Consider the following 13,851-nt stretch of genomic DNA (forward strand, 5'->3'; position numbering starts at 1 on the left):
ATATAAAACGAATCGAGGTGTTCGATGATGACAGCGATCTATGTGTTCATCATTACCATCATGGGAATCATCATTTTCGGAGGCGTGCTCAGCATCTTATTGACAGCCGCATTCGTTTCGGACAAAGTAGACCATGATGAAGTATTCAGTCAAGGCAGTTGGGACGATGAGTTACTGCAAATAAATCATACTCCTCAACCGATTGATGAACCAAAAAGCTGAGACCTCTCAGCTTTTTATTTTTGTATATGAGGTGAACTATGGAACGGTTTCGTTTTTCGATCTTATTGCTCGTCGTTTTTATTTCGGGCTTGATTCAAGGGGCGCTCATCCCTTTACTATCCACATTAATCGAACGTGACGGCAACCCGGCCTGGCTGAACGGACTGAACGCGACGATGCTCTATTTGGGCATCATCGTCTCGGCGCCGCTACTCGAACGGTTCGTTCGCAAATACGGATTCCGCCCGACAATCGTGCTCGGCATCGTGTTGACGGCGCTCGCCACGTTCTTTTTACCGCTCTGGCCGTCACTGCTCATGTGGGCCGTCATGCGCTTCGTCATCGGATTCGGGGACTCAGCGCTTCACTACGGCTCGCAAGTGTGGGTCACGTCCGTGAGTGAAAAACGGAGTCTTGGCCGGGCGATGGCGTATTACGGGATGTCGTTCAGTCTCGGGTTCGCGGTCGGTCCGTTGATCGCCCCGCTCGTCGATATTCACTTTTGGCTCCCGTTCCTCATCTTGATCTTCTTCTGTCTCGGATCACTCTTCCTTATCTTCAAGGTCGACAACGAGTACCCCGAAGCGGAGAAAGTGAAGACGGATTCGACCGGACGCATCCGCCTCGTCTTGATCGGCGCCGGGTACACGCTGCTCCCGGCTTTTACATACGGCTTTCTTGAAGCGAGCCTGAATGCGAACTTGCCGATCTTCACCGTCCGTAACGACATCGGGCTCGCACAGACGAGCACGCTCATCACGACGTTCATCGTCGCGTCCATCATCGTCCAGTTGCCGCTCGGACGGCTCGCCGATCACTTCGGGAAGAAACGCGTCCTTCAAATTGTCTTGACGCTCGGTACGCTCTTGTTCGCACTCGCGAACCTCGCCGTCGACAACTATTTGTGGTTGCTCGTTTTGTTTGCCTTGGCCGGTGCCGGACTCGGTTCCACTTATTCGCTCGGCCTCGCCCATATGACGGAAGTGTTGCCCCGCTCACTCTTACCGACCGGCAACATGCTGTACAGCATCTCGTTCAGTGTCGGGTCGATCAGCGGTCCGATGATCGGTGCGTTTTGGGTCGCGTTGCCTAAAGAAGTATATTTCCTCATGTACGCCTTGATCCTCGGCATCCTGTCGATCAGCCTGTTCACGTCAAAAGCCAAACCGATCGAAGCATAAGTAAAGGATGAGTCTCCGCGGAGATTCATCCTTTTCGTTTGTCATTCGTTTGGCGGCCCGACTCTGACATCGTTTCGTTCGAATGCCCGGATGAACACCTCATCGAGAGCGAACGGCTCCGTATCGAGCGATGCCAATACGTCGGACTTGAGCGTCACCTCGATGACACGATCGTTGATTTGCCACTTCGTCTGGATGTCATCGCCTTGCCTGACGGCGCGCACATCGACTTGGTCGTGATGTTCTTTCAATCCGCGACTCACGCACTTCATCACGTACTTGACGTACTCGTCTCGCGGCTGGCGCGACACGAGGATGTTTCGGACAATCAAATTTCTCGTCATGGCACAAACCCTCCCTTCTGTTAACTTGTCGTACGCAAGTCTTTACAACGAAGACCGATTCATAACTGAAAAATTTTCAGAATTTTTAATATATTTTGTCATGAAAATAAACTTCCGTCAACTGTACCTCGAACTCATTTCGCAACAGAGCCGCCCGGCCGACGACGACCTTGAAAATACGTTGACAAGTAGATGCCGGCGATGACGAATAGCAACCCGACGAGCGCGTTCCAAGGAATCGTCTCACCGAGCAGTAAACTCGATAATAGGACACCGAACAAGGGAACAAAGAACATATAGAGCGACACCCGGCTCACCGGGTTGTGCTTCATGAGCGTGTTCCACAACGTGAAACCGACCGCTGATAACAATGCGAGGTATAACAGGAACAATAGCGTCTTGACCGTGTAAGGCAAGAATACGCCTCCCGGGTCAAGGATAAATCCGACGATCAACAGACCGAGCGAACCGATCACCATCGCCCAAGCGGTCATCGGGGCGACGTCATGATGTCGCGAGTAATCTTTCGCGACCAGGTTCCCGAACGCGCCAGACACCATCGCCAAGATGAGGAGGATTTCACCGATTCCAAAACCGATTTCCGAGCTTGCTGTCGGCCAGTTCGCGATGACGATCCCTGAGAAGCCGAGAGTGAGCGCGATGCCTTTCAACCGGTTCAACCGATCATCTTCATAGCGGAAATGTGCGAGTGCCATTTGAAAGAACGATGTCGAGCCGGCGATGATCGACCCTTGCACCCCGGTCGAGATGGACAATCCGATATAGAAGAACAGATATTGCAAAAACGTCAAGAACGCCCCTAAGTGTGCATATGCCTTCAATTTTTCCGCATTCAATCGGATCGGCCGCTTGAAGACGAGCCGGCTGATCACGAGCAACAGAATACCGGCCAGTAAAAACCGTTCGCCGGCAAAGAACAGTTGTTGGCCGTACTCGCCTGCTCCGATGTCTAACGCCTCATAACTTAATTTAATGAACGGGAAAGCACTGCCCCATAAAAACGTGTTGAACAACGCCAACAGCGTGACGCTCCAAGAGCGTTGAAAAATATTTTGCATGACACGAAATCTCCTTAATCTTTTAGTTTGTGAGTTGTTATGAATGATGATAAAATAGACTCACATGATAATCATTATAAATAAGAGACATGAAGAAAACGGATGTAAAACCCTTTAAAACAACAAAAGATAATGATAATCATCCTCAGTCATTATCATTTAAATGATATATATTCTCAATTAGAGAGAGGTGCCTACTATGAACGTACACGCAACTACTGCACAAGAAAAAAGCCACGTCTTCAAACGGGCAAACTGGTTCGAACATATCGAGCTCATCATGGCGCTCATCAGCGGTGTATTGATTGTACTCGCATATTTCACAGAAAGACAAGGCGGAACCCCTTGGATATACGTCACGCTCTACTTGAGCGCCTTCTTGATCGGCGGTTATGCCAAAGCCAAAGAAGGACTGACCGATACGTGGGAAACCCGTTCATTGAACGTCGAGCTACTCATGATCATCGCGGCGATCGGCGCCGCCTCGATCGGCTATTGGATGGAGGGCGCGATCCTCATCTTCATCTTCGCCTTATCCGGCGCGCTCGAGACTTACACGCTGAACAAAAACGAGCGTGCGCTCGAATCGTTAATGGAACTCCAACCGGAACAAGCGACCCGTTTCGATGCAGCCGGCGGTCTCGAAGTCGTCCACATCGATGACTTAAAAGTCGGCGACCGGATTTACGTCCGGCCGGGTGAACGCATCCCGGTCGACGGACGCATTTTGAGCGGGACCGCCTCCGTCGAAGAAGCCGCCATCACCGGGGAATCGATTCCGGTCGATCGGACCGTCGGCGACGAAGTGTTCGGTTCAAGTGTTAACTTGAACGGGGTGCTCACGTTATCCGTGACGAAACTCGCCACCGAGACATTGTTCCAAAAAATCATTCAGATGGTGCAGCAAGCCCAAGAAGAAAAATCACCGTCGGCCCAGTTCATCGACCGCTATGAGGGACGATACGTCCAGATCGTGCTCATCTCGGTCACGGCCATCATCTTGCTCGGCCCCGTCCTCACTTCGTGGTCGCTCGAGACGAGCATATACCGCGGGATGATCCTGCTCGTCGTCGCCTCACCGTGCGCCCTCGTCGCGGCGATCACACCGGCCGCGCTCGCCGCCATCGCCTCGTCCGCTAAACACGGGATTTTGTTCAAAGGCGGTGTCCACATCGAAAACATGGGACGCCTCAAAGCGATTGCTTTCGATAAGACCGGAACACTCACAATCGGTAAGCCGGTCGTCCAAACGGCGTTAGTTCATCCTGACATGGCAGCAGAAGACGTTTATCGCGTCGTCAGTCTGATCGAAGAACATTCGATGCACCCGCTCGCCGAGGCGCTCGTCAAGTTCACGGGTAAACATACGGGAGACATGGACCACTTTAAAGACATTACCGGTTCAGGCATCGAAGCGACGATTGACGGCACTTCCTACCGGGTCGGTAAACAAAAGTTCGCCGACCGGAGCGGTGACTTCTACCGCGAAGATGTCGAACGGTTAAAAGCCGCCGGACACACACTCGTCTTCGTCAGTGACGATGAACAGACGATCGGTGCATTCGCACTGCGTGACACGTTGCGCCCGGAAGCCAAACAAGCGATCGAGCGCTTGAACCATCTCGGGATCGCGACGATCATGATCACAGGCGACAATGAAGCGACCGCACGCGCCATCGCGACGGAGGCGGGCTTGACCCGCTACATCGCCGAATGCCTCCCGGAAGAGAAAGTCGAACAAATCAAGCTGTTAAAACAAGAGTACGGCACGATCGGGATGATTGGAGACGGCATCAACGACGCACCGGCACTCGCGACAGCAGACGTCGGGATCGCCATGGGCGAAGGAACCGACGCCGCACTCGAGACGGCTGACGTCGTCCTCATGAAAAACGATCTCGTCCGCTTGAGTTCAGCGATCGAGCAATCCCGTAAATTGAACCGGATCGTCTTGCAGAACGTCGTGTTCGCCCTCGGCGTCATCCTCGTTTTGATCGCGACGAACATCTTCGAGCTGCTCGTCATGCCGTTCGCCGTCGTCGGTCATGAAGGGTCAACGATTCTCGTCATTTTGAACGGACTGCGCTTGCTCAGTTCTTCATGGGATTGACAAATTTCGACAGCGTTTGAAACCGTCATTGAAAGCGAATGACGATTTCGCTATAATGGGAATAATGTGTCTAACAGACCGATAACAGATAGATGATTGGCTAAAGGTGGTACAGCATATGAATACGATTGCAGTAATCGGCAAAGTATTTGTCGATATTAAAGGAACATCGTTCGCCCCGCTTCATAAAGATGCGAAAAACGTCGGGGACATCGCGTTCTCAAACGGCGGAACCGGCCGTAACGTCGCGCAAAACTTAGGTGTCCTCGGTAACGACGTCCGGTTCGTGTCAACCGTCACAAACGACCAAATCGGGATGGGTGTCCTTCAAGAGCTTCGCGACTTAAACGTCAACGTCGACCACGTCGACCTGCTTGAGGATAACGGAATGGGCATGTGGCTCGCCGTCATGGACAATAACGGCGACCTCCAGACCTCGATCTCGAAACAACCAGATGAAGCGATGATGGAACAATGTATCCTCCGCCGAATCGATACGGTGTTCGCCGAAAGCGAAGCCGTCGCCATCGACCTCGATTTGTCGGTCAACGTCTTGAATGAGACGATCGAACTTTGTCGCGAGATGAAGCTTCCGCTTTACGGGGTGTGCGGTCATTTGTCCGTCATAGAACGAAATCGCCACTTGCTTCAAGGCTTCACCGGCTTCATCTGTAGCCGTGAAGAAGCCGAAATCCTGTCTGATATGTCAATCGTCACCGTCGATGACGCATTGCGCGTCGCCGAAGTGCTCGCGATGAAAGGTGCGCCGCTCACGATCGTCACGATGAGCGAGCTCGGTGCCGTCTACGTCGATCTCCGGACGAACGAGCAAGGACACGTACCGACGACAAAAGTCAAAGTCGCTGATTCAACAGGCGCCGGTGATTCTTTCTTCTCGGCCGTCATCTCTGAATTGATGAAGCATCATTCGATTGAAGACGCGCTCCGCCTCGGCATGCGCGTCGCCGCAAAAGTTATCGGTTCTCATGAGAACGGTTTGACTTCTGATATGTACGAATCGTTAGAACAAACAACGACAGATTAACAAAGCGCATCGACGGTGAGTCGATGCGTTTTGTTCACTATAAGCTACCGAAAGGAACGATCCCATTGGTCAGAACAAAATTACGCAGCGCCATCATCCTCACGAACGAACACGATGAGGTCGCGCTCATTCGACGCGAAAAAGAAAACGCACTCTATTACGTCTTCCCTGGCGGCGGTGTCGAATTTGGCCATACGGCTGAAGAAACTGCCGTCCGTGAAGCTTATGAAGAACTCGGTGTCCACGTCGAGCTTGAAGGAGTCGCCGCCTACGTCGCTTTCAACGGTGAATTGAATCCTTATTTTTGGGCCCGCGTCACAAATGGCGAATTCGGCACCGGTACAGGCGAAGAGTTCCAAGCTGAACAGACGAACGGCTCGTACACACCGATTTGGGTGAAGCGGAGCGCATTGAGCCGCCTGCCAGTCAGACCCCCTTCTTTAGCCGAGCTGCTCACCACCAATCCAGAACGATTCTTTGACAAAACGTTAGCCGAAGACTGAATCAATGTGTAACCTACTGACAAATCGGGAAAGATAGTTTCTAACGATAACGTTCAGGAGGATATGCGCATGGACACTACAGAAGTGAAAGAAAAAAAGAATTGGCTCACCTTCGGGAAAGAGTTGTTTCGTCGCTTTAAAGAGCATGACGTTCAAGATTACGGGGCAACGCTCGCTTTTTTTTGGTTCTTATCCATTTTCCCGGGAATCATTTTTATTTTAGCGTTGCTCTCGTTCTTCGACATCACGCAAGCGTCGTTTCAAGAACAGTTAAATAACCTGGCGCCAGGTTCGGCGGCGACCGAGTTTTTATCAGGGATCTTTGAGGCGATCGGCGAGCCACGAGGCGGACTGCTCTCGATTGGTGCGATTTTAGCGATTTGGTCGGCCTCTAAAGGAGTCGAACGATTGATCAATATGGCAATCCACGCCTATGGCGAGGACAACGAACGCAACTTCTTCGTCAGTAAAGGCATCGCCCTCGGCTTGACGTTCCTCCTCGGCGTCGGCGTCTTGCTACTCATCATCTCGAACGTGTTCGGTTCACAAATCATCGAATTCATTTCAGACTACATCCCGATTTCCGGTGCCGAAGTCGTCTTGATCAACGTGTTCCGTTACGTGCTGACGACGGTCATCTTAATCTTGACGCTGTCGATCTTTTATAAGATCGCACCGCAACAACACGTGTTTTGGAAAAGCACCGTCCCCGGCGCCATCTTCGGCGTCATCGCTTGGCAGCTCGTCTCACTCGGTTTTAGCCTATACGTCTCGAACTTCGGTAACTACGATTCGACGTACGGATCACTCGGAGGCATCATCGTCACGTTGCTTTGGCTGCAGTTGACCGGCATGATCATCTTGATCGGCTCTGAGATCAACGCCACGTGGCAACGCTTCTTCAAAACACCGAGCGAGCAAGAGTATGAGAAGAACTATAAGAAAAACAAAAAATCCAAGTCGAAAGACTCGGACGAAGATGACTACAAAGATATTCCGGTCAACACGTACGGATGACAAAAGGCGAGCTCTCTCAAAACGGAGCTCGCCTTTTTGCATAGATTGGATGATTATGCCTCTACGACATCGAGTCGCCCCGTTCCTGGATCGATGACAAATCCGTGGACGTCCGTACCCGGGGGCAGGAGCGGATGGTTTTTGATCAGGCTGACCGAGTTGACGACGTTCGCCTCGACCGAGTCAAAGCCGTGCAACCACTTCTCCAAGTCCATGCCTGAGGCTTTGAGCGTCTGTAACGTCTGCGGATCAATTCCGCGCCGCTCCATCTCGCCGATGACCGCGTTCGGGTCGATAGCGGCCATGCCGCAATCGTAATGTCCAATAACGATCACCTCTTCCGCACCGAGAGCGTATAAGGCGACGAGAATCGAACGCATGACCGATCCGAACGGATGCGACAATACCGCGCCCGCGTTTTTGATGATTTTCGCGTCGCCGTTCTTCAAACCGAGCGCATGTGGCAATAACGACGTCAACCGTGTGTCCATACAAGTTAAAATGACAATTTTCTTATCAGGAAATTTATCTGACACGTACTGCTCATACTGCTTCTCTGTCACGAACCGTTCATTGAACGCAAGCATGTCTTTGACGACTGACATATCGTTCCCCTCCTCTATGTTTATGCGATAACGCGTGCGACGATTAATCCGATGACCATCCAGGCCCCGAATAACGTGTTGACCTTCGCCGTCATCGCCATCGCCGGCATCAGGTCGGCCGGCTCACGTTTCACCCAGAAACGCTTCACCGCACGAATCATAATCGGAACGGTCATTAACGAAAGCAATACCCAAGGCGTGACCCCGTAAACGAATACGGCGACGAGGATACCAATCAGCGCAACGATAAAGAATCCGGCCAAAACGAGCACGGCCCGGCGATGTCCGACGAGACACGCAATCGTGCGTCGTCCGTTCACCTTGTCGTTATCCAAGTCCCGAATATTGTTGGCTAGTAAAATCGCTCCGATCAAGAGCGCCATCGGGAATGACACGAGCAACAACTCAGTCGTCACCGTACCGATTTGGATATATCCTGAAATCCCGATGATGACGTAGCCCATGAACAATCCGGCGACAAGTTCACCGAACGGCGTATACGCAATCGGAAGCGGACCACCCGTATACAGATAGCCGACGACCATCGACAACGCTCCGATCCAAAGCAAATGCCAGCTCGTCGAAGCGGCAAGAAACAGACCGAGAACACACGCGACACCATACATCCCGAGCGCGATGCCGAGCACTTGACCCGGCGTGAACCCGTCTCGTACGATCGAGCCGCCGATTCCAATCGAGCCTTCGTGGTCGAGTCCGCGTTTGTAGTCGTAATATTCATTAAATAAATTCGTCGCGATTTGAATCAAGATCGAGGCGAAGAGCATCGCCAAGAACAGACCCCATTTCAAATCGGTTTGACCGGCGACGATAAACGTTCCTAACAGCACCGGAATAAAGCTCGCCGTCAGTGTGTGCGGACGAATCATGCGCCAATAAGCACCTTTCTCTCTCTTCTTCATCTACTTCCCTCCCTTCGTTAGTTTACGTCTCCACAAAAAAATCTGTCAATGCCCGTCCCTCAATCGTCTCAACTCATGTTTCTCGAGCATTCGACGGGCAGCCCAGCCGTTAAGTCATGATACACTAAAAGATGAATATTCCATCGGATTGAGGAGGCTTTTCTTATATGCCAGATACTCAAACACACATTAAACAACGAATCGAACAAGCGCATAAACGCGCACGCGCATGGCAACGACCTGTCCTTGCCTCATACACGTGGGAGATCCCTTCGTTCGACGCGTTTCATATCATTCAAAATACAGAAACATCACACTATTATTTTTCGACACCCGATCGCTCACTTGAAATGCTCGGTTGTGCCGACGCGCTCGTCTTGACGGCGTCCGGACCCGAACGGTTCCAACGTCTGCAGTACGACTGGAGCCTGCATCGCCGGGATGTCGATGCCGTCATCTATGCGTTCTCAGGATTTTCGTTCGATACGTTCGTCCGACCTCAAAAAAACATGTGGGACTCATTCGGCGAGGCGGCTTTAGTCGTCCCTAAATTTTTATACCGTCGTTCCGGTGACAAGCACACGTTGACGGTGTCGACCCTTGTTTCTTCAAACCAGACCGTTGAACAATATTTAATCCAACTAGCCGACCAATTGGCCCAGTTCAACGCCCTGCACGCGCCCGATGAGTCGACACCGACGTATTCGAAAGTAAAAGACGGCGTCGATCACTTTAAATCAAGTTTTCAACAGGCGAAAGGATATATCGCCGAAGAAAAAGTCGAGAAACTCGTCATCGCCCGGGAAGAGATTTACCAGACGTCAGATGAAGCGTTCCCGTTCGCGAAGACGCTACGGCACTTGTCTGAACATCAAGAAGGCAGTTACGTGTTCTTATATCAACCGAAACGGGAAATCGGATTTTTCGGGGCCACACCGGAGCGGCTCGTCCGTAAGCAAGGTCCGCATATCGAGACCGCGGCCATCGCCGGCACGATCAAACGCCCGGATACGGACGCGGAAACCGAGACGGCGAAACAGCAGTTGTTGCATGACCGTAAAAATTTAGAGGAGCACCAAATCGTCGTCAAAGATATTCAAAACGCTCTCACACCTTATGCAGCGACCATTCATGTCGCGCCGTCCCCGACGATTTTAGAGAACCGCTCGGTGTTTCATTTACACACACCGATCAAAGCAACTTTGGACACGAACGCGTCTCTCCTCTCCATCATTGAGTCGTTGCACCCGACACCCGCACTCGGCGGTTCTCCGAAGCGGACGGCCGTCCGCTTGCTGCGCGACATCGAACGGTTCGATCGCGGCTGGTACGGCTCACCGTTCGGCTGGTTGAACACCGACGGAGAAGGTGAATTTGTCGTCTCTATCCGTTCGGCCCTCGTCCAGCATCAGTTCGTGGCATTATACGCAGGCTGTGGAATCGTCCAAGAGTCTGAACTCGAATCAGAGCTAGCCGAGACAGAAGTCAAGTTGAGCCCGATCAAGCAAGCGCTCGGGTTAGACCAAGTCATTTCAGGAGGCAATCACGAATGAACGATATGTTAACGAATTGGGTATCCCATATGATGAATCGACTCGTCGAAACTGGGATTTATGACGTCGTCATCAGTCCCGGTTCGCGTTCGACACCGCTGGCGATGGCCGCGTATTTGCACCCGAATATACGCCATCACGTCGTCGTCGATGAGCGTTCAGCCGCTTTCTTCGCGCTCGGACTAACCCGCGCTGGCGAAGACGTTCGGCCGGTCGCATTAATTTGTACGAGCGGCACAGCCGCTACCAACTATTTTTCAGCTGTCGCCGAAGCAACGATTTCCCAGCTCCCGCTCGTCGTATTGACGACAGATCGGCCGCATGAGTTGCGTAACGTCGGGGCCCCGCAAGCAATCGATCAAGTCCGCCTCTACGGTGAACATGTGAAGACGAGCCTCGATCTACCGGTGCCCGAGCCAGAGAGTCTGCACTATATGGAACAAGCCGTCGGACGGCTCGTCCGCTTGAGTGCGCAGGCCCCGCTCGGACCGGTCCATATTAACATCCCGTTCCGAGAACCGTTACTGCCCGATATCGAAAGTCTGAAGTCACAATTGACCGCCACTTCGAGACGGAGCGAGACCTCGTACATTCGTCCCGTCACCGACGACTTGGCTCGCTTCAAACAAGAGACGGCCGTCGAACGGCTCGCTTTCGTCGTCGGACCTGGCACGCCGACGTCTTGGCTCGAAACCATCTACAACGTAGCAAACACTCACCGAATTCCGGTGTTTGCCGATCCGCTCAGTGGCATGCGTTGCTTTGACGGCGTTTTGACGAATTATGACACGTGGCTCGCAAGTGAGCATAGCCCAGAATGGACGCCGAATGCGGTCGTTCGCTTCGGTGCGGCTCCTGTATCGAAACGGTTGAATGAATGGCTCAAACAGACCCACCAAATCTTGATTGAACAGCCCGGCTCGTTTCGCGACCCATCGAGTCGTGCGACTGTCGTCTACGGCGACGCGAATGACTATTTGGAGGTCATCGACGTCCCGTTTGACGACGTCTACTCGGCTCGCTTTTCCTTATTCGAACAAGTCGCCGAATCGGCCAAACCAAGTCTGAGCGGTGAGAGCGCCTTGACTAGTCACGTCTTGAACGCTCAGATCGACCGCTTGTTCGTCAGCAACAGCATGCCGATCCGTGACGTCGACACGACGCTCGGTGCCGGACAAGCCGTATCCGTCTTCGCCAACCGAGGCGCGAACGGGATCGACGGAATCATCTCGAGTGCGCTCGGCGCTTGCCACGACACAGAACGAGCCGCGTTACTGATCGGTGACTTGGCGTTCTATCATGACAGCAACGCCCTGCAATTACTAAAGACGCATCCTGGCTCGTTCTCGATCATCGTCGCCAACAACAACGGCGGGGGCATCTTCTCCTTCTTACCGCAAGCATCCATCGAGCCACAGATGTTCGAAGACTTGTTCGGTACACCGCTCGACTTGAACATCCGTGGCTTCGCCGACACATACGGGCTTAGCTATCAACTGCTCGAACGTCCAGAAGACGTGACAGCAGCGATCGAGGCAGGGATTCAGTTGATCGAATTCCCATCTGACCGTGCCGACAACGTCTTATCCCACCGGAACTGGACGGAATCGATTTGCACGCGTCTCACGTTGGAGAACGGGACATGAGACGTACTGTCCGTGACGTATCGTATGAAGTGCTCGAGCACGGGTCCGGAAGACCGGTCCTCTTGTTGCACGGCTTCACGAGCAACGCCGGATGGCTCTCGTATTTCCCTGACTTGCCGGTGCGCCTCGTCGCCCCGTCCCTGCTTCAACATGGACAGACCGGCAGTTGCTCGGTCGCCCGCGCGAAGATGAGCCAACAAGTGAAGGATTTGTCGACGCTGCTCGACACGGACGAAAGGCCGTGGACGGTCATCGGCTATTCGCTCGGCGGCCGCATCGGGATGACACTCGCAGCCTGTGACGAGCGCGTGGACCACTTCATCGGGATTAGTACGACGCCCGGTCTCACCGCTTCAGAGCGACGAGCGCGACGCGACGCCGATGAACGGCTCGCGCGACGGATCGAGACGGACGGAATCGAAGCGTTCGTCGCCGCATGGGAGATGCTCCCGCTTTGGCGTCAAACGGACGAGATGCGGGCCTCACTTCGACATGAGCGGCTCGCTCAAGACCCGTCAGCGCTCGCGAACAGTTTGCGCGCCATCGGGACCGGCAGTATGCCGTCGCTATGGACGCATCTTGACCGCCTGCCTCGAACCGATTTGATCGTCGGTGCGCACGATGTGAAGTTTCAAACGATTGCTCGCGATATGCGTGAACGTCGTCCAGACATTCGGATACACGAAATTTCGGGTGCGGCCCACGCTCCCCATATCGAGAACACCCAACAATTTGGTACAATGATAGAGAAATTGATTTTAGGGGGAATTTAAATGGAATCAGTAGCAAACTGGACATCGGTCCGTACGTATGAAGACATTAAATATGAGAAGTGGAACGGGATCGCAAAAATCACGATCAACCGCCCGGAAGTTCGGAACGCGTTCCGTCCGCTCACGGTCAACGAATTGATTGACGCGTTCGCGCGCGCCCGTGACGATAAAGAAGTCGGTGTCATCATCTTGACAGGTGAAGGCGATCAAGCCTTCTGCTCAGGTGGCGACCAAAAAGTTCGCGGTCACGGCGGCTACGTCGGTGACGATGATATCCCGCGCTTGAACGTCCTTGATCTTCAGCGCTTGATCCGAGTCATCCCTAAACCGGTCATCGCCATGGTCGCTGGATACGCCATCGGTGGCGGACACGTCTTGCACCTCGTCTGTGACTTGACGATTGCGGCCGACAACGCTCGTTTCGGTCAAACTGGACCGAAAGTCGGTTCATTCGATGCCGGTTACGGTTCAGGCTACTTGGCACGTATCGTCGGACATAAAAAGGCTCGTGAGATTTGGTACTTGTGCCGTCAATATGACGCACAGCAAGCGCTCGACATGGGACTCATCAACACGTTCGTCCCGCTCGAACAGCTTGAAGCCGAGACGGTCCAATGGTGCCAAGAGATCTTGCAACACTCGCCGACAGCACTCCGCTTCTTGAAAGCTGCGATGAACGCTGATACGGACGGCTTGGCCGGGATCCAACAGCTCGCCGGTGACGCGACGCTTCTTTACTACACGACAGATGAAGCAAAAGAAGGCCGTGACGCCTTCAAAGAAAAACGTGACCCTGACTTCGGTCAATTCCCGCGTTTCCCGTAAATCGTAAGAGAGTAGCGAATTCGCTACT

Annotated in this window: 14 protein-coding genes; 10 read left to right on the plus strand and 4 right to left on the minus strand. The window is 53.0% G+C overall.

Annotated elements, in window-relative coordinates; translation table 11 throughout:
• The first annotated feature begins 27 nt into the window (after positions 1–27).
• On the plus strand, positions 28–222 hold the full coding sequence (locus EVJ26_RS10090) for a hypothetical protein (protein WP_236635549.1): 195 nt from the start codon (positions 28–30) through the stop codon (positions 220–222).
• Positions 223–260: 38 nt separating this feature from the next.
• Positions 261–1,403 carry an MFS transporter gene (locus EVJ26_RS10095; protein ID WP_131456885.1) on the plus strand — a complete coding sequence of 381 codons (1,143 nt, stop codon included), beginning with the start codon at positions 261–263 and terminating at the stop codon, positions 1,401–1,403.
• Between the two features lie 41 nt (positions 1,404–1,444).
• Here EVJ26_RS10095 and EVJ26_RS10100 read toward each other — a convergent pair whose 3' ends face one another.
• Complete coding sequence (locus tag EVJ26_RS10100; RefSeq protein ID WP_016510464.1) at positions 1,445–1,747, minus strand: hypothetical protein; 303 nt, start codon at positions 1,745–1,747, stop codon at positions 1,445–1,447.
• A 134-nt stretch (positions 1,748–1,881) separates the two neighbouring features.
• Positions 1,882–2,826, minus strand: a complete 945-nt coding sequence (locus EVJ26_RS10105; RefSeq protein WP_131456883.1) for a DMT family transporter — start codon at positions 2,824–2,826, stop codon at positions 1,882–1,884.
• A gap of 199 nt (positions 2,827–3,025) precedes the next feature.
• Here EVJ26_RS10105 and EVJ26_RS10110 point away from each other — a divergent pair, with 199 nt between their 5' ends.
• The 4 genes from EVJ26_RS10110 to EVJ26_RS10125 all read left to right on the plus strand — a co-directional run bounded on the left by EVJ26_RS10110 (position 3,026) and on the right by EVJ26_RS10125 (position 7,501).
• Positions 3,026–4,936, plus strand: a complete 1,911-nt coding sequence (locus EVJ26_RS10110) for a heavy metal translocating P-type ATPase (protein ID WP_131470368.1) — start codon at positions 3,026–3,028, stop codon at positions 4,934–4,936.
• A gap of 118 nt (positions 4,937–5,054) precedes the next feature.
• Positions 5,055–5,981: a carbohydrate kinase family protein gene (locus EVJ26_RS10115; RefSeq protein WP_131468012.1), complete on the plus strand. Its 927-nt coding sequence runs from the start codon at positions 5,055–5,057 to the stop codon at positions 5,979–5,981.
• Between the two features lie 65 nt (positions 5,982–6,046).
• Complete coding sequence (locus EVJ26_RS10120; protein WP_201738358.1) at positions 6,047–6,484, plus strand: NUDIX hydrolase; 438 nt, start codon at positions 6,047–6,049, stop codon at positions 6,482–6,484.
• Between the two features lie 69 nt (positions 6,485–6,553).
• Entirely contained in the window at positions 6,554–7,501 is a 948-nt protein-coding gene (locus EVJ26_RS10125; protein ID WP_131456875.1) for a YihY/virulence factor BrkB family protein, read from the plus strand.
• A gap of 53 nt (positions 7,502–7,554) precedes the next feature.
• Here EVJ26_RS10125 and EVJ26_RS10130 read toward each other — a convergent pair whose 3' ends face one another.
• Positions 7,555–8,106, minus strand: a complete 552-nt coding sequence (locus EVJ26_RS10130) for a beta-class carbonic anhydrase (RefSeq protein ID WP_131456873.1) — start codon at positions 8,104–8,106, stop codon at positions 7,555–7,557.
• Positions 8,107–8,126: 20 nt separating this feature from the next.
• A complete protein-coding gene (locus EVJ26_RS10135) occupies positions 8,127–9,026 on the minus strand; it encodes a 1,4-dihydroxy-2-naphthoate polyprenyltransferase (protein WP_131456871.1) in 900 nt (299 codons plus the stop codon).
• A 167-nt stretch (positions 9,027–9,193) separates the two neighbouring features.
• On the opposite strand from EVJ26_RS10135, the gene EVJ26_RS10140 reads away from it, so the two are divergent.
• The 4 genes from EVJ26_RS10140 to menB are packed head-to-tail and all read left to right on the plus strand — an operon-like array spanning position 9,194 to position 13,823.
• The gene (locus EVJ26_RS10140) at positions 9,194–10,579 is read left to right on the plus strand and encodes an isochorismate synthase (RefSeq protein ID WP_131441103.1); all 1,386 of its coding nucleotides are present in this window, start codon (positions 9,194–9,196) and stop codon (positions 10,577–10,579) included.
• Positions 10,576–12,225 carry a 2-succinyl-5-enolpyruvyl-6-hydroxy-3-cyclohexene-1-carboxylic-acid synthase gene (gene menD / locus EVJ26_RS10145; protein ID WP_131470370.1) on the plus strand — a complete coding sequence of 550 codons (1,650 nt, stop codon included), beginning with the start codon at positions 10,576–10,578 and terminating at the stop codon, positions 12,223–12,225. The genes EVJ26_RS10140 and menD overlap by 4 nt, the downstream gene beginning before the upstream one ends.
• A complete protein-coding gene (locus EVJ26_RS10150; RefSeq protein WP_201738359.1) occupies positions 12,222–12,998 on the plus strand; it encodes an alpha/beta fold hydrolase in 777 nt (258 codons plus the stop codon). The genes menD and EVJ26_RS10150 overlap by 4 nt, the downstream gene beginning before the upstream one ends.
• Positions 12,999–13,823, plus strand: coding sequence for a 1,4-dihydroxy-2-naphthoyl-CoA synthase (gene menB, locus EVJ26_RS10155; RefSeq protein WP_016508405.1), 825 nt, complete (start codon positions 12,999–13,001; stop codon positions 13,821–13,823).
• Positions 13,824–13,851: the final 28 nt, after the last annotated feature.

It is taken from the genome of Exiguobacterium sp. SH3S1, assembly GCF_004337105.1.
GTDB classification, from domain to species: Bacteria; Bacillota; Bacilli; order Exiguobacteriales; family Exiguobacteriaceae; genus Exiguobacterium; species Exiguobacterium aurantiacum_A.